Genomic DNA, 18,484 nt, shown 5'->3' with positions numbered 1-18,484 from the left:
GATTGGTGGCGTGACGACGTTCGTTGACCGGGTCGTCCTACACCTGCAGGCCGGCGACGGCGGGCACGGCTGTGTCTCGGTCCACCGGGAGAAGTTCAAGCCGTTCGGCGGTCCGGACGGGGGCAACGGTGGGCATGGCGGCAGCGTCTCGCTGGTGGTTGACCCGCAGGTGCACACGTTGCTCGACTTCCACTTCCGGCCGCACGTCAAGGCCGCCAACGGTCGGGGCGGGGCCGGATCGAACCGGGACGGCGCGAACGGCGCCAACCTGGTCCTCAAGGTTCCCAACGGCACTGTGGTGCAGTCCGGCGACGGTACGGTGCTCGCCGACCTGGTAGGTGTCGGGACGACCTTCGAGGTGGCCCGAGGCGGCCGAGGCGGCCGGGGGAACGCCTCGCTGGCCAACGCCCGCCGCAAGGCGCCCGGCTTCGCCGAACTGGGCGAGCCCGGCGACCAGATAGACGTGGTGCTGGAGCTGAAGAGCGTCGCCGACGTTGGTCTGGTCGGCTATCCGTCCGCGGGTAAGTCGTCGCTGATCTCGGTGATCTCCGCCGCGAAGCCGAAGATCGCTGACTACCCGTTCACCACCCTGGTGCCGAACCTCGGCGTGGTCCGGGTGGACAACCACACCTTCACCGTCGCGGACGTACCCGGCCTGATTCCGGGAGCGGCCACCGGCAAGGGGCTCGGCCTGGAGTTCCTTCGGCACATCGAGCGCTGTGCGGTACTCCTGCACGTCGTCGACACCGCGGCCCTGGAGACAGAGCGCGATCCGGTGGCCGACATCGATGCCATCGAGGCGGAACTGGTCGCGTACGGTGGGCTGGTTGATCGGCCGCGCCTGGTCGCGCTCAACAAGGTCGACGTACCGGACGGGCGGGACCTGGCCGAGATTGTCCGGCCGGACCTGGAGGCCCGCGGCTTCCGTGTCTTCGAGGTCTCGGCGGCCACCCGGGCCGGGCTCAAGGAACTCATGTACGCCATGGGCGAGTTGGTGACGGCGGCGCGTGCGGCGGCACCGCCGGCAGAGCCCACCCGGATCGTGATCCGGCCCAAGGCGGTCGACGACGCAGGCTTCACCGTGGAGGCTGCGCCGGGTGGCACCTGGGTGGTGCGGGGAACCCGCCCTGAACGGTGGGTTCGGCAGACGAACTTCGACAACGAGGAGGCGGTCGGCTACCTGGCTGACCGACTGGCCCGCCTCGGCGTCGAGGAGAAGCTCGGCAAGGCCGGTGCGCAGGCGGGCGACCTGGTCCGGATCGGCGAACGCGAGTTCGACTGGCAGCCGACGCTGTACACCGAGTTCGTCCCCGGGGTCCGCGGTGGTGACCAGCGGCTTGCTGAGAAGTCCGAGCGGCCGTCGGCCACCGAGCGGCTGGCGGCCCGCAAGGCCCGGCGGCAGCGCCCGGAGGACGAGGCCGAAGCCGACGAGCCGGTCGGCGACGGCGAGGAGTGACCGACCGCATCGGCTGATCGCCCGTGTCTTCTGCGCCGATCGAGGGCCACGTCGGCGTGGCTGGAGCCCGGCCGACAGGGTGGGGTCAGGGCCGGTCCAAGGGGGTGTCGAGCTGGCCGCCGGTGCCTTTCTGGTTGGACAGGAGCAGGCCGAGTACGAGCATCGCGAAGCCGACCCCGAGGTGTAGCCAGTTGTCGGCCTCGTTCACCGGGATCACGTTGGCTGAGCTCTCCCGGTCGATGGCGAACCCATAGAGCCACAGGCCGAGGGTGAGGGCGCCACCCACAGTGAGGAAGACCCGCGCCCCGCCCACCCGCCGGGCCAGCATCAGGCCGGCCAGACCGGAGCCCAGAAGCAGGATGTTGTGCAGGAACGAGACCTGGAACAGGCCAAACAGCTTCGCCCCGGAGTCGGGTCCGGCGAACCGCAGCTCGCCATAGTCGGTGGTGATCCCCGGCACGAACCCGAGCACTCCCAGCAGGAGAAAGATCACCGCCACGGTGAGGGCCGCGGTTTGGAGCCCTGTCCTCGTCCGCACCTGTGCGTGCTCTGCCATGCCTGCACCTCCGTCGATCCGCGACCCGCGGCGCCGTAACGCGGGCTCGCCCCCGACCCGACGATCCATCATTGTCCGGCCCCGCTGGCTGACTCCGCAGCCAAACGGCGGATCACACCGGTGGCCGGCCGGGAGTTCGGACCTCCTCGACCCGGACCTCCTCGACCCGGACCTCCTCGACCCGGACCTCCTCGACCCGGACCTCCTCGACCCGGACCTCCTCGACCCGGACCTCCTCGCCGGCGCAGCGACGGGCCGGGTCAGCTGTGCGGCGATCCAGGCCGGGTTGGTCCCGGCCGGGTTGGTCCCGGCCGGGTTGGTCCAGGTCGAGTCGGTCGAGTCGGTCCAGGTCGAGTCGGTCCAGGGCAGATCGATCCAGGTGGTGGCGTCCGATCGAATCAGTCCAGGTCGAACTCGCCGTCCTGGGCGCCGGCAACGAAGGCGTCCCACTCGGCCTGGGTGAACACGAGTACCGGTCCATCCGGCTCGGCGGAGTTGCGCATGCCGATCAGGTCGTCAACGAACGCGACCTCGACGGCGGCCTCGGAGGTGTCGCCCTCGGCCCGCTGCCAGACGGCCCGCGAGAGATCGAAGTCGCCCTTGGGGTGCGTCGTCATGGTCCAGTCCTCCAGTGCCGTGGGTTGGGGGCAACTCGTATTGCTCCACCGGGCAGGATAAGCGGATGCCGAGCCTTACCCGCGTAGAGGCGACCGCGCGTGCCGCGGCGATTTCCGTCGAGTCCTATCAGGTGGACCTCGACGTGACCGGCGACGAACGGTTTCGTTCGCAGGTCACCATCCGGTTCCGGGCGACCCCCGGCTCCCGGACGTTCGTCGAATGCCGGCCGCAGACGCTGTGCTCGGTCCGCATCAACGACACCGACCTTGACCCCGCCATGCTGGTCGACAACCGGCTGCCCCTGACCGGCCTCGCCGAGCGGAACACGCTGACGATCGAGGCGGAGATGGGGTACACCAATACCGGCGAGGGCATGCACCGCTTTGTCGACCCGGCCGACGGGGAGACCTACCTGTACGCCATGTCCTTCCTCGACCAGGCCCAGCGCATCTTCGCCGCGTTCGACCAACCCGACCTCAAGGCCCCGGTCACCCTTACGGTAACCGCCCCCGAGCACTGGACCGTCGCCGCGAACGGTGTGCTGGCTGCCTCCCCGCGTCCAGGCCGGTGGGAGTTCGCCCCGACCGTACCGTTGGCCACGTACCTCGTCTCGCTGATCGCCGGGCCCTGGTACGTCCACCGGGACGAGCATGACGGCATCCCGCTCGGCGTCTGGTGCCGCCGGTCGCTCGCAGCGCACCTGGACTCGGAGATCGACGAAATTCTCACGATCACGAAGCAGTGCCTGGACCGGTACCACCAGCTCTTTGCGCAGCGGTACCCGTTCGGTAAGTACGACCAGGCGTTCGTGCCGGAGTTCAACGCCGGAGCCATGGAGAATCCGGGGCTGGTGACGATCCGGGACGACTACGTCTTCCGATCCGCGGTCACCGACAGCGAGCGCGAGTGGCGGGCCAGCACCATCGCGCACGAGATGGCCCATATGTGGTTCGGGGACCTGGTCACCATGCGGTGGTGGGACGATCTGTGGTTGAACGAGTCGTTCGCCGAGTACATGGCCACCCGAGTGACCGCGGAGGCCACCCGTTTCGATCGGGGTTGGACGACCTTCGCGATGCGGCGCAAGATCTGGGGGTACGCGGCCGACCAGCGCCCGTCCACCCACCCGGTGGCCCCGGCGGAGGTGACCGACGCCGCCCAGGGCCTGCTCAACTTCGACGGCATTTCGTACGCGAAGGGTGCCGCGGTGCTGCGCCAGCTCGTGGCCTGGCTCGGCGACGAGGACTTCCTGGCCGGGCTGAACGCGTACTTCGCCGAGCACCGGTTCGGCAATGCCACCCTGGAAGATCTGCTGGCCAGCCTGACCACGGCCAGCGGGCGCGACCTGACCGGCTGGGCCCGGTGCTGGTTGCGTACCGCGCAGGTCAACACGCTGCGTACGAAGGTGTCGGTCGATGTCGATGGTCGGTACACCGAGGTGGCCCTGGTGCAGAGCGCACCGGATTCCCATCCGGTGCTGCGCCCGCACCGGGTTGGCCTCGCCCGGTATGCCGCCGACGGCACGGTGGAGCACCGGCTGGTAGATCTTGAGCCGTCCGTCGACGGTGGTCGCACGGTGCTCGCCGACCTGGCCGGGCAGCGGGCCGCCCAGCTGCTGCTGCCGAACGCCGGCGACCTGACCTTCGCCAAGATCCGGCTGGATCCGGCCTCGGCGGACGCGGTGCCGCTGCTGCTGCCCCGCCTGGCCGATTCGCTCGCGCGGGCGCTGCTCTGGGGAGCCGAACTGGACGCCGTCACCGATGGGGAACGGCCGGTGACGGAGCTGGTGCAGCTGATCGCCACCGCGCTACTGGCCGAGACCGAGGTGGTGATCGTCGAGGATGTGGTCGCGATCAGCCGATCGCTGATCGACCGCTACCTCGCCCCGTCCGCCCGCGAGGCGGCCCTCGCTCTGGTCTCGGTGGCCACCGGGCAGCTGCTGGCCACCGCGCCGCCCGGTGGTTCGCTTCAGCTTGCCGCGGCCCGGGGATGGGTGGCCGCGACCGGCGACGTGGACCGGTTGGCTGGCTGGCTGGCCGGCCAGGTCGGGCCGCCGGGTCTCGCGATCGACGCGGAGCTGCGGTGGGCGGTGCTGGGGCGGCTGGTGGCGCTGGGTGGGGCCGGCGCGGCGGAGATCGCCGCCGAGGCGGCGGCCGACCCGAGCGCCACCGGTGGCGAGCGGGCCGCCCGTTGTCGTGCGGCCCTGCCCGACCCGGCGGCCAAACAGGCCGCCTGGAAGATCATCGTGGCGGATACCGAAAGCTCAAACCGCGTGGTCGAGGCCACCGCAGAGGGCTTCTGGCAGCCGGAGCAGGCGACGCTGACCGCTCCGTACGTGGGGCGCTACCTTGCCGACATGCCGGCCGCCTCGCGACTGCGTACCCCCCGGATGGCGGAGCGGATCGCGGAGCTGGCGTTCCCGCGCTATGCCGTCGCGCAGAGCACCCGGGAGGGCGTCGCGGAGCTGCTCGCCCGGAGGGATCTCACCCGGGGCCTTCGTCGGGCGGTGATCGACGCGGACGACGATCTGCGCCGGGCACTGGTCGCCCGGACCGCCGTCGCGGCGGTTGACGCCTGAGGGGCGCGGGCCAGGGTCGGTGCGGGCGCGGACGTATCCGGCCGTGAGCAGTCCCACGCTCAGTCGGAGCTGCTTCGGCGCTGGGCGGCGGGGAAGCCGGGGCGGGGACGGGGCTGGCCACGGTCGGTTTAAGATCACGGGGTGGAGGAAGACATCCGGCGGGTCGGGATCATGGGCGGCACATTTGACCCGATCCACCACGGGCACCTGGTCGCGGCGAGCGAGGTGGCCGACCGTTTCGGGCTGGACGAGGTCATCTTCGTCCCCACCGGGCAGCCGTGGCAGAAGGCGGATGAGCCGGTCAGCCCCGCCGAGGACCGATACCTGATGACGGTCATCGCCACCGCCTCCAACCCTCGTTTCCAGGTCAGTCGGGTCGATATCGACCGCAGTGGCCCCACCTACACCATCGACACGCTGCGTGACCTGCGGGCGGTGTGCGGTGCCAAGGTGCAGCTCTTCTTCATCACCGGCGCGGACGCGTTGGAGAAGATCCTCTCCTGGAAGGACCTGGACGAGGCCTTCGAGCTGGCCCACTTCATCGGGGTGACCCGGCCCGGCTTCAGGTTGTCCGACGCGCACCTGCCCGCCGACACGGTAAGCCTGGTGCAGGTGCCCGCGATGGCGATCTCCTCCACCGACTGCCGTGCTCGGGTCTCCCGGAGCGCACCGTTGTGGTACCTGGTGCCCGACGGTGTGGTGCAGTACATCGCAAAACGGCGTCTCTACCAGCAGTGATCCGCCCCGGTCTGGGGCCGTTCCTGCCCGGACGCGCCGTAACCGACCGGCCGTGTCGCCCTTTCATGTGAGACGCTTGGAGGGTCGCACGCATGATCGAAGGAGAACGGTGACAGTTTCCGAACGCGCACACGAGCTGGCGACCGCCGCCGCCCAGGCTGCCGCCGACAAGAGAGCGCAGGACATCGTCATCATCGATGTGGGTGAGCAGCTCGCCATCACCGACGCGTTCCTGCTCGCCGCCGCCCCGAACGAGCGTCAGGTGCTCGCCATCGTCGACGCGATCGAGGAGCGCCTGCTCCAGCTGCCGGAGAAGGCCAAGCCGGTCCGGCGTGAGGGAGAGCGGGGCGGTCGTTGGGTGCTGCTCGACTACGTGGACATCGTCGTGCACGTCCAGCACTCTGAGGAGCGCGAGTTCTACGCATTGGACCGGCTCTGGAAGGACTGCCCACAGATTCCCTTCGTTGACCGCGATCTCGCCGCCGCTGAGCCCGGCGCGGTCGAATGACTCGGCTGATTGTCTGGCGGCACGGCAACACGGACTGGAACGCCAGCGGCCGCGTGCAGGGGCAGACCGACGTCTCCCTGAACGACCTCGGCCGGGATCAGGCACGTGCTGCCGCTCAGCTGCTCGCCGCGTTCCACCCCGACGCGATCTTCGCCAGTGACCTGCGGCGGGCAGCTGACACGGCCGCTGCTCTGGCCGCCCTGACCGGGCTGTCGGTCCACACCGACGCACGGCTACGGGAACGGCACTTCGGGCCCTGGCAGGGGCTGCGGCTCACCGAGGCGGCCGACCAGTACCCGGACGAGTACGCCCGCTGGCGGGCCGGTGACCCGGACCCAGGAGCCGGCATCGAGACCCTGGACGACCTCGGTAAGCGGCTGGGTGTCGCGTTCCAGGAGGCCGCCGACACCGTCGTCGGTGGGACGGTGGTGGTCGCCACCCATGCTGGTGGCGCGCGACAGGGCATCGGTCAGCTACTCGGCTGGGAGCCCGCCGTGCTGCGTACGATCGACTCGTTGCGCAACTGCCACTGGACCGAGCTGTGGCACGACGAGCTACGGGGCTGGCGTCTGCGGGCACACAACATTGGGCCCCGTGACGACGCCGAATCCGCTTGAAGTCACCCTCACCAGATTTCGGACCCGTGCGGGTTTCATCCCGTAAATCCCTGAATGCGCGATACATGCTGGTTTGGGGGTGCGGTGGTGGTGGAATCTCGGCGGGCGTCGGGGCGTTACACCCTGCGTACGGCCGAGGAAGCGCCCCGCTCCGGCGGGTGTCGCCTGTGCGTGTGCCCCGGGAATGATGGGGGCCGGCCGGTCGTTACATCTGGACCCGGCGTCGTGTGAGCCCGTCCAGGGCCGCGGTCGTCTGAGGATCTTCTTTCGTTTGTTCTGTTGAGCGCCGGACGGTGCTTGCACCCCGCTCCCGACCCCCTTTTCGGGATGTGTGTGGGTGTCGACCCCCGAATGGAGCACACCTGATGAACACGATTCTGCGTCGTAGCGTCCTGGGTGTTGCTGGTCTGGCCCTGTCCACCGGTGTCGTCGCCGGTCCCCTGGCCACCTACACCGACAGCACCCCGGCCTCGGCTTCGGCCGCGGCGGTGCAGGTCGCGAAGCCGGACCTGGACACCCTGATCCCGCACGGCACCCAGGGCGAGCAGTCACGGATCAGCCTGGGTGACGAGCAGGTGTCGAACGTCAAGGCCATCATCGAGGCCACGAAGGCCGCCGGGATGGACGAGCGGGCCGCCGTCGTGGCGATCGCGACCAGTTTGCAGGAGTCGAAGCTGGAGAACCTGGGTCACCTGGGTGACCGCAACGACCACGACTCGCAGGGCCTGTTCCAGCAGCGCCCGTCCTCCGGCTGGGGCACGGTGGAGCAGATCACCGACCCCGCCTACTCCACCACCGCGTTCCTGGACGGTCTGAAGCAGGTTGAGGGTTGGCAGGAGATGCCGTTGACCGAGGCCGCCCAGACGGTGCAGGTGTCGGCGTACCCGTTCCACTACGCCCAGTGGGAGACCCAGGCCGCCGACCTCGTGGCCGAGCACTGGACCAGCTGACCCAGCACCTATAGACCACACCCACAAAGGGGAAACACGTTGTTGGCCGGCACCCGACCCGGGTGCCGGCCAACAGTGATTTTGATGGTGTAGAGCTGAATTTGATGGTGTAGAGCTGATCGGCGGTAGACCGTCGATTCCACCGGTCCCGAAAACGCGCGGGCTACGGCCGCTGCTTGACGGCTCTGACCTGATTCGCCTCGGCGGTGCCGGTCAGCATCGGCTAGCGTTCCGGCATGCCCGTCGCGGTTGTCACCGACTCCACCGCCTACCTTCCCCCTGGGCTGCTGGCCATGCACCAGCTAACGGTGGTGCCCTTGACCGTCGTGCTCAACGGAGTGGAAGGGCGGGAGGGGGTGGAGACCTTCCCCGCCGACGCTACCCGAGCCCTGAGTGGGCGGCGGGTGTCGGTCAACACCTCCCGGCCGGCCCCCGCGCAGTTTGTGCGCGCGTACCGCCGGCTTCTCGACGGTGGTGCCGACGGCATCGTCTCGGTGCATCTGTCCGCAGGGCTCTCCGGCACTGTCGAGTCCGCGCGCCTGGCCGCCGCGGAGTTCGGCGACCGAGTGGCGGTGGTGGACAGCCGCTCCTGCGGCATGGGCATCGGATTTCCCGCGCTGGCTGCTACCGAGGCCGCGGCGGCCGGTGCCGACCTGACCGCGGCTCGTATCGTTGCCGAGCGGGCCATAGCGCGGACCACCGTCTACTTCTACGTCGACACGCTGGAGTTCCTCCGTCGGGGTGGCCGGATCAACGCCGCCTCGGCGTTGCTCGGCACTGCTCTCTCAGTGAAGCCGATCATGCACATGCCAGACGGCGTGATCGTCCTCCGGGACCGGGTGCGCACCGCCAGCCGGGGCATCGCCCGTCTGGTAGACCTCGCTGTCGAGGCCGCCGGGGATGCCGATGTTGACCTGGCTCTGCACCATCTCGCGGCACCGCAGCGCGCCGAGGCACTCCAGGCGGCGTTGGCCGCGCGGCTCGGTGACTGCCTGCGGAGCACCTACGTCTCGGAGGCCGGTGCGGTGGTCGCCGCGCATGCGGGGCCCGGCCTGGCCTGCGTGGTCGTGCATCGCCGTCCGCCAGCCGGAGACTGACACGGCTGCTGCCCGTCCCGACGGATGGGCTGTCGGAGGTGCGATCGGTAGCACATCGAGACCATGGTCAAGGGGCTGTCCACAGACACGCTCTCATCCACAGCGGAGCCTCGTGCGGAGGGCGTCCACCCCGCCGGTCGGCCTAGCGTCCCGCTGTGCCATACGACGAGGAGAAGGTGGTCCGGGACCGCCTGCACCGAGTGCTGCCAGCGGGCGAGCTGTCCGGCCCCGGCCTGCCGGTGGCGGAGGCCCCGGCGGTGCTGACGCGACCGGAGGCGCCGGCCGGTCCGCTACGCACCCCGCCGGACGGGGCGGAGGAGGAACCGGTTTCGTCCACCCAGCCGGATGGAGAACGGTCGAGTCGGGTGTTGCCGGGGCCGGGCGCGTTCGATCCGGGGCGGCGCGGGGTACGGGCACTGGCCGTCGTCGCCGTGCTGGTGGTGCTCGGGGCGGGCTTCTGGGCGTGGCAGTCCCGGCCACAGATCGAGCCGGTCGCGCCGGTCGCAGAGGTGACGCCGGTCGGCCCGCCCGCCTCCGTCGGCCCGACGGAGGCGGGCGGTGAGCTGGTGGTGGCGGTCGCCGGTAAGGTCCGCCGGCCGGGACTTGTCCGGGTGCCGGCCGGTGCCCGGGTCGCCGACGCGGTGCAGGCGGCCGGTGGGGCGCTGCCCGGAGTCGATGTCGCTCTGTTCAATCCGGCCCGGAAGGTAACCGATGGGGAACTCATCCTGATCGGTGTCACCGCGCCACCGGGGGCAGCCCCCGCTGGCGGCGTCGCCCCCGGTGGGGAGGCGGGAGTGGGGCCCGGAGGCAAGGTCAACCTCAACACCGCCAGCCTGGCGCAGCTCGACACGTTGCCCGGAGTCGGCCCGGTGCTCGCGCAGCGCATCCTCGACCACCGTCAACAGCACGGCGGCTTCCGATCGGTCAGCGACCTGCGCCAGGTCGGTGGCATCGGCGACACCCGGTACGAGCAGCTCAAGGACTTGGTGACGGTGTGAGAAGCCACGGCGACGGGCAGCGACCTGGTACCACTCGTCGGGCAGCTCCGCCGAACGCATCCGACCCGCCGGACCTACGGCTGGCTGGCCTGGCCGTCGCCGCGTGGCTGGCCGCGTTGGCCGGCCTGTACCTGCCGGCCAGGGCATCGCTGCTCGTCGCCGCGATCGCTGCCGTGGTGGCCGCCGGCGGCGGGGCCTACCTACATGGGCTTCTTGGCCGGCCGCCCGCATCGGTCCGTCGGTACGGCTGGACGGCCATCGCCGTCCTGCTCGGTGTGGTGTGCGGGGCGAGCGTCACCGCCGCCCGGGTAGCGGTGCGGGACGCCACCCCGGTGCGTGCCCTTGTCGAGGAGCGGGCCGTCGTAACCGTCGACCTGGTCATCCGGGACGACCCCCGGCTGGTCCGAACCGGTTCTGGGCGGCCCGCCACGTTCCTGGTGGCAGCGGAGTCGACCCGATTCACCGGTCTCGCCGGGCACCGGGTCGAGGCTCGGGTCCGGATGCTGGTCTTCGCTACCGACCCGGCCTGGCGAGAGCTGCTGCCGGGACAGCGGCTGACCGCTGAGGGCCGGCTCGCTGCTCCGCGGGGCGGCGATCTGACTGCCGCGGTCCTGTGGTCGACCCGGGCCCCGGCCCCACACGGGTCGCCGCCAGGCTTGCAGCGTGCCGCCGGCACGCTCCGCACCGGTCTCCAGGAAGCCTGCGAGCCGCTACCGGACGAGCGGGGTGGCCTGCTGCCCGGCCTGGTGGTGGGTGACACGAGTCGGCTACCTGACTCAGTGCGGGAGGACTTCCTCGCCACCGGGATGACCCACCTGACAGCGGTTTCCGGATCCAACGTCGCGATCATTGTTGGTGCGGTGTTGCTGCTGGCGCGTTGGGGTCGGGCTGGTCCGTGGCTGGCTGCGGGGTTGTGTGTGGTCGCGTTGGTGGGTTTTGTGATCCTGGTTCGTCCGTCGCCGAGTGTGGTGCGGGCGGCGGCGATGGGGGCGATCGGGCTGGCTGCGCTTGCTGCAGGCCGTCCGCGGGCAGCGTTGCCGGCTCTGGCCGCGGCGGTGACTGTGCTTGTGCTCGTCGATCCTGAGCTGGCCGGGGATCTTGGTTTCGCCCTCTCTGTTCTCGCTACTGGTGGGTTGTTGTTGTTGGCGCCGCGGTGGCGGGATGCGTTACGTCGGCGTCGGGTGCCGGCGGGGGTTGCGGAGGCGTTGGCGGTGCCGGCTGCCGCGCAGTTGGCCTGCGCGCCGGTGGTCGCGGGGATATCGGGCACGGTGAGTGTGGTCGCGGTTCCGGCGAACCTGTTGGTGGTGCCGGCTGTCGCGCCGGCCACGGTGCTCGGTGTCGTGGCGGCGGCGTTGTCGCCGCTGTGGTCGGCTGGTGCCGAGTTTCTGGCGTGGTTGGCGAGTTGGCCGGCGTGGTGGCTGGTCACGGTGGCGTATTACGGGGCGCGGGTGCCGGCGGGCGGGTTGCCGTGGCCGGCCGGGGTTGGAGGTGCGCTACTGCTGGCGGGGCTGACGCTGGCCTTGCTGGTGGCGGTTCGCCGTCGGGTGGTGCGTCGGCTCGTGGCGGTGATCGCCGTGGCGGCTGTGCTCGGTGCGTTGCCGGTGCGACTGGTGGCTGCTGGGTGGCCGCCGGCGGGGTGGGTGGTGGTGGCATGTGCGGTCGGTCAGGGTGATGCGTTGGTCCTGTCGGCTGGTCCGGGACGGGGCGTGGTGGTGGACGCCGGGGCGGAGCCGGGTGCGGTGGATCGTTGTCTGCGTCGGCTGGGTGTGCGGGAGGTGCCGCTGTTGGTGATCAGTCATTTCCATCACGACCACGTCGGTGGGGTGGCGGGTGTCTTCCGGGGGCGGCGGGTCGCGGCGGTGCTGGTTCCTTCGTGGCCGGAGCCGGCGTTCGGTCGGGACCTGGTCCGGGTCGCGGCGTCGGCGGGGTCCGCCGAGTTGATCTCTGTCCCGGTCGGTTGGGACTATCGGGCTGGCGCGGTGGAGTTGACGGTCGTGGGCCCACCGGCTCCGCAGCGGGGTACCCGTTCGGATCCGAACAACAACTCGCTTGTCCTGCTGGCCACCGTCAACGGGGTGCGAATCCTGTTGACGGGAGATGCGGAGATCGAGGAGCAGCGGGCTCTGCTCGATCGTGCGCCGGACGGCGGGCTCCGCGCGCATGTGTTGAAGGTCGCTCACCACGGGTCGGCGTATCAGGATCCGGCGTTTCTCGACGCGATCCGTCCGCTGGTGGCGGTGGTCCCGGTCGGCCGGGAGAACACCTATGGGCATCCGGATGCGTCGGTGCTGGATCGTCTTGCCCGGGACGGTGCGCGGGTCCTCCGTACCGACCTTGATGGGGACGTTGCGGTGGTGACCCGACCGTCCGGGTTGGCCGTCGTCGCTCGGGGCCCGGAGAGCTCGTCGATGCGTTAGTTATATCGGCTTTCAAGCTGAAACAGCCGTAAAAGTCTTGATTTGCGCTGAGTGCGGGCTCTGGCATCGGAGGGCGGACGACCGGGCTGGCGCGCCCGGCCGACCATGCGAATATGGGCGGCGTGACCGCCGACAGCCTCGCTCCGATCCTGCTCGTCCTCGGTGACGAGGAACTTCTCGCTACTCGCGCGGTCACCGAGGCGGTCGCCCAGGGTCGGAGTGTCGATCCGGATGTGGACGTCCGCGAATATCACGCCGGCTCCCTCACCGTCGGTGAGATCGCGGAGATGCTCAGTCCGTCGCTCTTCGGCGGACGGCGGCTATTGATCCTGCGGTCCGGCCAGGACGCGCGAAAGGATCTGGCGGCGGCCCTCCTCGGCTACGCGAAAAGCCCCGACCCCGATGTGCAGCTGGTCGTGCTTCACCTCGGTGCGGCCAAGGGCAAGGCGTTCGCGGACGGGCTGAAGGCGGCCGGCGCGACCGTTGTTCCGGCTGCCCGGCTGAAGGGGCACCGGGACCGGGTGGCGTTCGTCCGCGACGAGTTTCGGCGCGCGGGTGGCCGGTGTACCGACTCCGCCGCCGAGGCACTCATCGCGGCGGTCGGTAACGACCTGCGTGAACTCGCGGCCGCCTGCTCGCAGTTGATGGCCGACACTGACGGGAAGATCAGTCCGGAGACGGTGGCCCGTTACTACCGCGGGCGGGTCGAGGTGTCCGGCTTCACTGTCGCCGATGCGACAATGGTGGGCGATGTGCCGGCCGCGCTGGAGGCGCTGCGTTGGGCGTTGCACGTCGGTGTTGACCCGGTGCCGATTGCTGATGCTCTCGCCGACGGCGTGCGAACCGTGGCCCGGGTCGCCTCCGCCGGACGGGGGAGCCCCTACCAGCTAGCCAGCACCCTCGGTATGCCGGCCTGGAAGATCGAGCGGGCGCAGCGGCAGAGCCGTGGTTGGACGCCGGAGGGCCTGGTGCAGGCCATGCGGGCCGCGGCCGAGTGCAACGCGGCCGTCAAGGGTGGCTCGGACGATCGGGCGTACGCCCTGGAGCGGGCCGTCTTCTCGGTGGCCGCGGCGCGGCAGGGCGGCGTCCGGTGACCGGACCGAGATCCTGGGCCACGCTGGTCGCGGAGGAGGACCGACACCGGCCGTTGTACGCGCGCCTCCTGGGGCTGCGGTTCGTCAACCCCGGCGGGGTGCTCTGCTTCGTCTTCTTCGAGGGGGCCGTCGCGCTGGCGGCGCTGCTGGCACTCGCTGAACTGGTCAGCTGGTGGTCAGTGCTGGTGCTGCCGGCGATGGTCGCGGTGATGGTGAAAGTCAACGACGTGGTGGCGGCGCGGGTCGTCCGCTCCGCGGCTCTCGTGCCCGACCAGGAGCGGGACCGATTCCGTCACCAGATGGAACCGGTGGTCGGCACCGCGCGGGTTGGCTGGATCTGGCACAGCGTGCCCGGCGTCGTCGTCCAGTCCGCCCTGGAGTCCCCCGGGGAGACGATTCCGGCCGCAGCGCGAGAGGTGCCCCCGACCGATCGCTGAACGTCGGCGGACGGCAAACAGGTCAAAACCCCGGACCGGATCGGACCGGGGTTTCGACCTAACCTGGTATGGCTGGGTCAGGCGGAGAACGACGCCACGCGCTTGGCGATAGCCGACTTACGGTTCGCAGCCTGGTTGGCGTGGATAACGCCCTTACTGGCGGCCTTGTCCAGCTTGCGGGCGGCATCGCGCATGAGAACCGTCGCCTTCTCCACGTCACCGGTCTCGGCGGCCTCGTGGAACTTGCGGATGGCGGTCTTCAGCGACGACTTGACCGACTTGTTACGCAGCCGGCGCTTCTCGTTCTGCCGGTTGCGCTTGATCTGGGACTTGATGTTCGCCACGCGACAGCCTCGTCTGATAGCTCGGGTTGGTCTGCATCCGCGCGGCGAGCATGCGTCATCGCTGCGCGAAGAGCCAGGCTACCAGGTCGCTCGGGTGGAGCCAAAGCCGCCTCCAGGCCATCGACGGGCATAGTGAGGCGGCGGAGCTTTACGGTGAGGCGGCGGAGCTCTTCGTCCAGTAGGGCTCAGCTCCAGCCCTGGCGGCGGGCGAGCCAGTCGAGCGCGTACACGCCGCTGTGGCGTTGGTGGGCCACGAGCTGCTCGGTCGCGGTCTCCGGCACCACGGCTGCGGTGGTGAGGAAGTAGCCGGCCAGCGCCGCCAGCGTGACATCCAGGGCATCCGGAGGGGCGTCGGCGGCAGCCGGATGGGCCGCGAAGGCGGCGTCCAGCCAGTCGGTGGTCAGGGCGGGCGCCGTTCCGACGGTGGCCTCCGGGAAGGCGGAGCTTGCCGGGCCGGTCGGTGAGCTCGTGCCGCCGGCTACGGCCAGCGCTGCGACAGTGACCTCCTGCTGCTCCACGCCATGCCCCCCGAGAAGGAGTGTGACCAGATCAAACCAGGCCGGACCGCGGCACAGCCAGGTCCAGTCGCAGAACCACACCTGCCCGTGTGGGGTGAGGAGCACGTTGTCCGGCCGCAGGTCGCCGTGGATCAACCCGGACGCCGGGGCGAGGTACCCCGGGAGCCGGGACTCGAGCCCGACCAGTTCGGGCAGTCGCTGCTCGAGCCCGACCGGCAGCGGCGGAGGGGCCTCCCGGCCGGCTGCCACGTCACCCCAGCGGAGAATGTCGGCCTGGGCCAGGTCGGCCAGGTGCGGCGGGTTGAGCGCGGCGAGGTCGCTGGGCGGTGGGTTCAGGGCGGCGGCGACATCCGCGTACGCGGTCAGAATGGTGGCCAACTCCGACGGCCCCGACGGGCGTCCGGGCGGGTAGCCGTCGACCGCGTCGAGGGCGACGGCGAACCAGCCGGATTCCGCCAGGGTCCAGCGGGTTCGGGGTGCCGGCAGCCCAGCCGGGAGCCGGTCGAGAACCGCTGCTTCCCGCCAGTACCAGTTGGCCAGGTGGGAGTCGCGGGGCGCGGCCTTGACGAAGACCCGGCCGCCGTCGGCGGCGGACAGCACCCCGGCGAAGCCACGGGTGAAGCCGGCGGTCGCGGCGCGGGTGGCGACCACGGGGGCGCCGAGACGGTCGGCGAGGGCTGCTCGCATACCCACTGGCAGGTCGGACCAGCCGGGTCGGCGGGTGGCCACGGGGTGCGGGGGTGAACTCGGCATCTTCCCAGTGTCGTACGGATTTGCGAGTCCACCGGGTAAAGCAGGCAATGTGTCGACGAAGGAAAGACGGATGTCGCTGGCCGTCCCAGGTCGGCGGACTCGGCAGGGTCGTTGGACACCCCATCATCGGCGAGTTCTGGAAGACTGCCGGGCCATGCGGACCGACGACTTCTGGCAGCTGATTGACCAGGCCCGGGTGGGGGAGGGGGGAGGGCCGGACGCGGTCGCCGTTCGGGCCGTCGCCCTGCTGGCGACGCGGGAGCCGGAGGAGATCCTCGGATACACGCGGCACCAGGCCCGGGTGTTGGCCGCCTCCCACCGGGTGGACCTGTGGGGCGCGGCGTACCTGATCAACGGAGGTATCTCCGACGACGACTTCCATAACTTTCGTGGCTGGCTGATGACCCAAGGGCGCGACGTGTTCGCGCGCGCCGTCGCCGAGCCGGACTCGCTGGCCGAGCTGCCGCCGGTACGGACCGCGTCGTTGTCGGGCGAGGAGTTCGCCTGCGCCCGAATGCTGGCGGTGCCCTGGGAGGCGTACCGGAAGGCGACCGCGGCCGAGCTGCCGGCACACCGGGACCCGATCCCGGTGCCGGACCTGAACGACTTCTGGGACTTCGACGACGCGGAGGAGGCTCGCCGTCGGCTCCCGAAGCTCGCGGCCCTCTTCGTCGAGCCGCCGGGCGAGTAGGCGGGTCCCGTCCAGCCTTCAGCGATTCGCCGAGCTGCCCGGGCGAACAGTCCGGCCTGCCGGCGAGTACGCCGGGTTCGCCAGCGGGGGTGCTCGGGTTTGCCCGCGCAGCGGACCCGCGAGCGTGGCGTGGGAGCATAGAGGGGGCCGGTGCCGCGCCGGCCTGCTCAACGTCAGTCGACCAGAACGGACCGCTGTGCCACCGACGCTCGATTCCGGCGCGAACACTCCTGGTGCCACCGAACCGGCGCGTATCCGGAACTTCTGCATCATCGCCCACATCGATCATGGGAAGTCGACCCTGGCCGACCGGATGTTGCAGCTCACCGGTGTGGTCGACCCCCGACAGATGCGGGCGCAATACCTCGATCGGATGGACATCGAGCGGGAGCGCGGGATCACCATCAAGAGTCAGGCCGTCCGGATGCCGTGGGCGATCCGGGAGGGGGAGCGGGTCGGCGAGAGCGCCGTACTCAACATGATCGACACCCCGGGGCACGTCGACTTCACCTACGAGGTGTCCCGTTCCCTGGCGGCCTGTGAGGGTGCGATCCTGCTGGTGGACGCCGCCCAGGGCATCGAGGCACAGACCCTGGCCAACCTCTACCTGGCGCTCGAGAACGACCTGCACATCATTCCGGTGCTCAACAAGATCGACCTGCCGGCGGCGCAGCCGGAGAAGTACGCCGAGGAGCTGGCCCACCTGATCGGTGGCGATCCGGCGGACTGTATCCGGGTCTCCGGCAAGACCGGCGAGGGCGTGCCGTTTCTGCTTGACGAGATCGTGCGGCAGTTCACCCCGCCGGTCGGTGTGGCGGAGTCGTCGGCCCGGGCAATGATCTTCGACTCCGTGTACGACGTCTACCGGGGCGTGGTCACCTACGTCCGGGTGGTCGACGGGCGGATCAGCGCCCGGGACCGGATCAAGATGATGTCCACCGGTGCGGTCCACGAGCTGCTGGAGATCGGTGTGATCTCCCCGGAGATGGTCAAGGCGGATGCCCTCGGCGTCGGCGAGGTGGGGTATCTGATCACCGGCGTGAAGGACGTCCGGCAGTCGCGGGTCGGCGACACCGTCACCATCAACGCGCGGCCGGCGGGTGAGCCGCTCGGCGGGTACAAGGACCCAAAGCCGATGGTCTACTCCGGCCTCTACCCGATCGACGGGTCGGACTACCCGAACCTGCGCGACGCGTTGGACAGGCTCAAGCTCAATGACGCGGCGCTGACCTACGAACCGGAGACCTCCGGTGCGCTCGGTTTCGGCTTTCGCTGCGGCTTTCTCGGCCTGCTGCACCTGGAGATCATCCGGGAGCGGCTGGAGCGGGAGTTCAACCTCGACCTGATCTCCACCGCGCCGAACGTGGTCTACCGGGCCATCAACGAGGACGGCGAGGAGGTCGTGGTGACCAACCCGAGCGAGTACCCGACCGGCAAGATCGCCGAGGTGTACGAGCCGGTGGTGCGCGCCACGGTGTTGACCCCGAACGACTTTGTCGGCGCGGTCATGGAGCTCTGCCAGGGCCGCCGCGGCACGCTACTTGGCATGGACTACCTCTCCGCCGACCGGGTGGAGCTGCGCTACACGCTGCCGCTGGCAGAAATTATTTTCGACTTCTTCGATCAGCTCAAGAGCCGCACCAAGGGGTACGCGTCGCTGGACTACGAGCCCTCCGGCGAGCAGTCCTCCGACCTGGTCAAGGTGGACATCCTGCTGCACGGTGAGCCGGTTGACGCGTTCAGTGCGATCGTGCACAAGGACAAGGCGTACGCCTACGGCACCACCATCGCCGCGAAGTTGCGCTCCCTGATCCCCCGTCAGCAGTTCGAGGTGCCCATCCAGGCGGCGATCGGCAGCCGGGTGATCGCCCGTGAGACGATCCGCGCGATCCGCAAGGACGTCCTGGCGAAGTGCTACGGCGGTGACATCAGCCGCAAGCGCAAGCTGCTGGAGAAGCAGAAGGAGGGCAAGAAGCGGATGAAGATGGTGGGCCGGGTCGAGGTTCCGCAGGAGGCATTCATCGCCGCGCTCTCCGCAGACTCCGGAGGCGGCGGCAAGACGCCCGGTAAGAAGTGAGCGCGGCCGCCGGGGCGCAGCGGGCACCCGACGTCGG

General features: G+C 70.1%; 18 protein-coding genes. 13 read left to right on the top strand and 5 right to left on the bottom strand.

Annotated elements, in window-relative coordinates:
* The first annotated feature begins 10 nt into the window (after positions 1-10).
* Positions 11-1,456: a GTPase ObgE gene (obgE, locus tag STROP_RS17465; protein WP_012014685.1), complete on the top strand. Its 1,446-nt coding sequence runs from the start codon at positions 11-13 to the stop codon at positions 1,454-1,456.
* 85 nt (positions 1,457-1,541) lie between these two features.
* Here the strand turns inward: obgE and STROP_RS17460 are convergent, their stop codons facing one another.
* From STROP_RS17460 to STROP_RS17450, 3 genes are all read right to left on the bottom strand, one after another.
* A complete protein-coding gene (locus STROP_RS17460; protein ID WP_012014684.1) occupies positions 1,542-2,012 on the bottom strand; it encodes a DUF4383 domain-containing protein in 471 nt (156 codons plus the stop codon).
* A gap of 112 nt (positions 2,013-2,124) precedes the next feature.
* Positions 2,125-2,448: a hypothetical protein gene (locus STROP_RS17455; protein ID WP_012014683.1), complete on the bottom strand. Its 324-nt coding sequence runs from the start codon at positions 2,446-2,448 to the stop codon at positions 2,125-2,127.
* Positions 2,411-2,629, bottom strand: a complete 219-nt coding sequence (locus STROP_RS17450; RefSeq protein WP_012014682.1) for a DUF397 domain-containing protein — start codon at positions 2,627-2,629, stop codon at positions 2,411-2,413. The genes STROP_RS17455 and STROP_RS17450 overlap by 38 nt, the downstream gene beginning before the upstream one ends.
* Before the next feature lie 65 nt (positions 2,630-2,694).
* Between STROP_RS17450 and pepN the strand changes: the two genes are divergently transcribed.
* The 10 genes from pepN to STROP_RS17400 all read left to right on the top strand — a co-directional run bounded on the left by pepN (position 2,695) and on the right by STROP_RS17400 (position 14,064).
* The gene (gene pepN, locus STROP_RS17445) at positions 2,695-5,208 is read left to right on the top strand and encodes an aminopeptidase N (RefSeq protein ID WP_012014681.1); all 2,514 of its coding nucleotides are present in this window, start codon (positions 2,695-2,697) and stop codon (positions 5,206-5,208) included.
* A 141-nt stretch (positions 5,209-5,349) separates the two neighbouring features.
* Positions 5,350-5,946 (top strand): nicotinate-nucleotide adenylyltransferase, encoded by a 597-nt coding sequence (gene nadD, locus STROP_RS17440; protein ID WP_018831788.1) that lies wholly within the window; start codon positions 5,350-5,352, stop codon positions 5,944-5,946.
* 109 nt (positions 5,947-6,055) lie between these two features.
* Positions 6,056-6,454 carry a ribosome silencing factor gene (gene rsfS, locus STROP_RS17435; protein WP_012014679.1) on the top strand — a complete coding sequence of 133 codons (399 nt, stop codon included), beginning with the start codon at positions 6,056-6,058 and terminating at the stop codon, positions 6,452-6,454.
* Positions 6,451-7,071 (top strand): histidine phosphatase family protein, encoded by a 621-nt coding sequence (locus STROP_RS17430; protein WP_012014678.1) that lies wholly within the window; start codon positions 6,451-6,453, stop codon positions 7,069-7,071. Before rsfS ends, STROP_RS17430 begins: the two co-directional genes overlap by 4 nt.
* Before the next feature lie 365 nt (positions 7,072-7,436).
* A complete protein-coding gene (locus STROP_RS17425; RefSeq protein WP_012014677.1) occupies positions 7,437-8,021 on the top strand; it encodes a hypothetical protein in 585 nt (194 codons plus the stop codon).
* 236 nt (positions 8,022-8,257) lie between these two features.
* Complete coding sequence (locus tag STROP_RS17420) at positions 8,258-9,118, top strand: DegV family protein (RefSeq protein WP_012014676.1); 861 nt, start codon at positions 8,258-8,260, stop codon at positions 9,116-9,118.
* 155 nt (positions 9,119-9,273) lie between these two features.
* Positions 9,274-10,116 carry a ComEA family DNA-binding protein gene (locus tag STROP_RS17415; RefSeq protein WP_012014675.1) on the top strand — a complete coding sequence of 281 codons (843 nt, stop codon included), beginning with the start codon at positions 9,274-9,276 and terminating at the stop codon, positions 10,114-10,116.
* A complete protein-coding gene (locus tag STROP_RS17410; protein WP_012014674.1) occupies positions 10,113-12,533 on the top strand; it encodes a ComEC/Rec2 family competence protein in 2,421 nt (806 codons plus the stop codon). The genes STROP_RS17415 and STROP_RS17410 overlap by 4 nt, the downstream gene beginning before the upstream one ends.
* Positions 12,534-12,646: 113 nt before the next feature.
* On the top strand, positions 12,647-13,627 hold the full coding sequence (gene holA / locus STROP_RS17405; RefSeq protein WP_012014673.1) for a DNA polymerase III subunit delta: 981 nt from the start codon (positions 12,647-12,649) through the stop codon (positions 13,625-13,627).
* Positions 13,624-14,064, top strand: a complete 441-nt coding sequence (locus STROP_RS17400) for a hypothetical protein (protein WP_012014672.1) — start codon at positions 13,624-13,626, stop codon at positions 14,062-14,064. The genes holA and STROP_RS17400 overlap by 4 nt, the downstream gene beginning before the upstream one ends.
* A 77-nt stretch (positions 14,065-14,141) precedes the next feature.
* On the opposite strand, the gene rpsT is transcribed toward STROP_RS17400, so the two are convergent.
* Complete coding sequence (gene rpsT, locus STROP_RS17395; RefSeq protein ID WP_012014671.1) at positions 14,142-14,408, bottom strand: 30S ribosomal protein S20; 267 nt, start codon at positions 14,406-14,408, stop codon at positions 14,142-14,144.
* Positions 14,409-14,593: 185 nt separating this feature from the next.
* Positions 14,594-15,655: a phosphotransferase family protein gene (locus tag STROP_RS17390; protein WP_026275478.1), complete on the bottom strand. Its 1,062-nt coding sequence runs from the start codon at positions 15,653-15,655 to the stop codon at positions 14,594-14,596.
* 178 nt (positions 15,656-15,833) lie between these two features.
* Between STROP_RS17390 and STROP_RS17385 the strand changes: the two genes are divergently transcribed.
* Together STROP_RS17385 and lepA are read left to right on the top strand one after the other, a co-directional pair.
* Positions 15,834-16,370 carry a DUF4240 domain-containing protein gene (locus STROP_RS17385; RefSeq protein ID WP_026275479.1) on the top strand — a complete coding sequence of 179 codons (537 nt, stop codon included), beginning with the start codon at positions 15,834-15,836 and terminating at the stop codon, positions 16,368-16,370.
* Between the two features lie 196 nt (positions 16,371-16,566).
* Positions 16,567-18,447, top strand: a complete 1,881-nt coding sequence (lepA, locus tag STROP_RS17380; RefSeq protein WP_028569111.1) for a translation elongation factor 4 — start codon at positions 16,567-16,569, stop codon at positions 18,445-18,447.
* The last annotated feature ends 37 nt before the right edge of the window (positions 18,448-18,484 follow it).

It is taken from the genome of Salinispora tropica CNB-440, assembly GCF_000016425.1.
In the GTDB taxonomy this organism is placed as follows: Bacteria; Actinomycetota; Actinomycetes; order Mycobacteriales; family Micromonosporaceae; genus Micromonospora; species Micromonospora tropica.
Note: the sequence above shows the minus strand (reverse complement) of the source record. Positions and strands in the feature narration are given on the sequence as shown.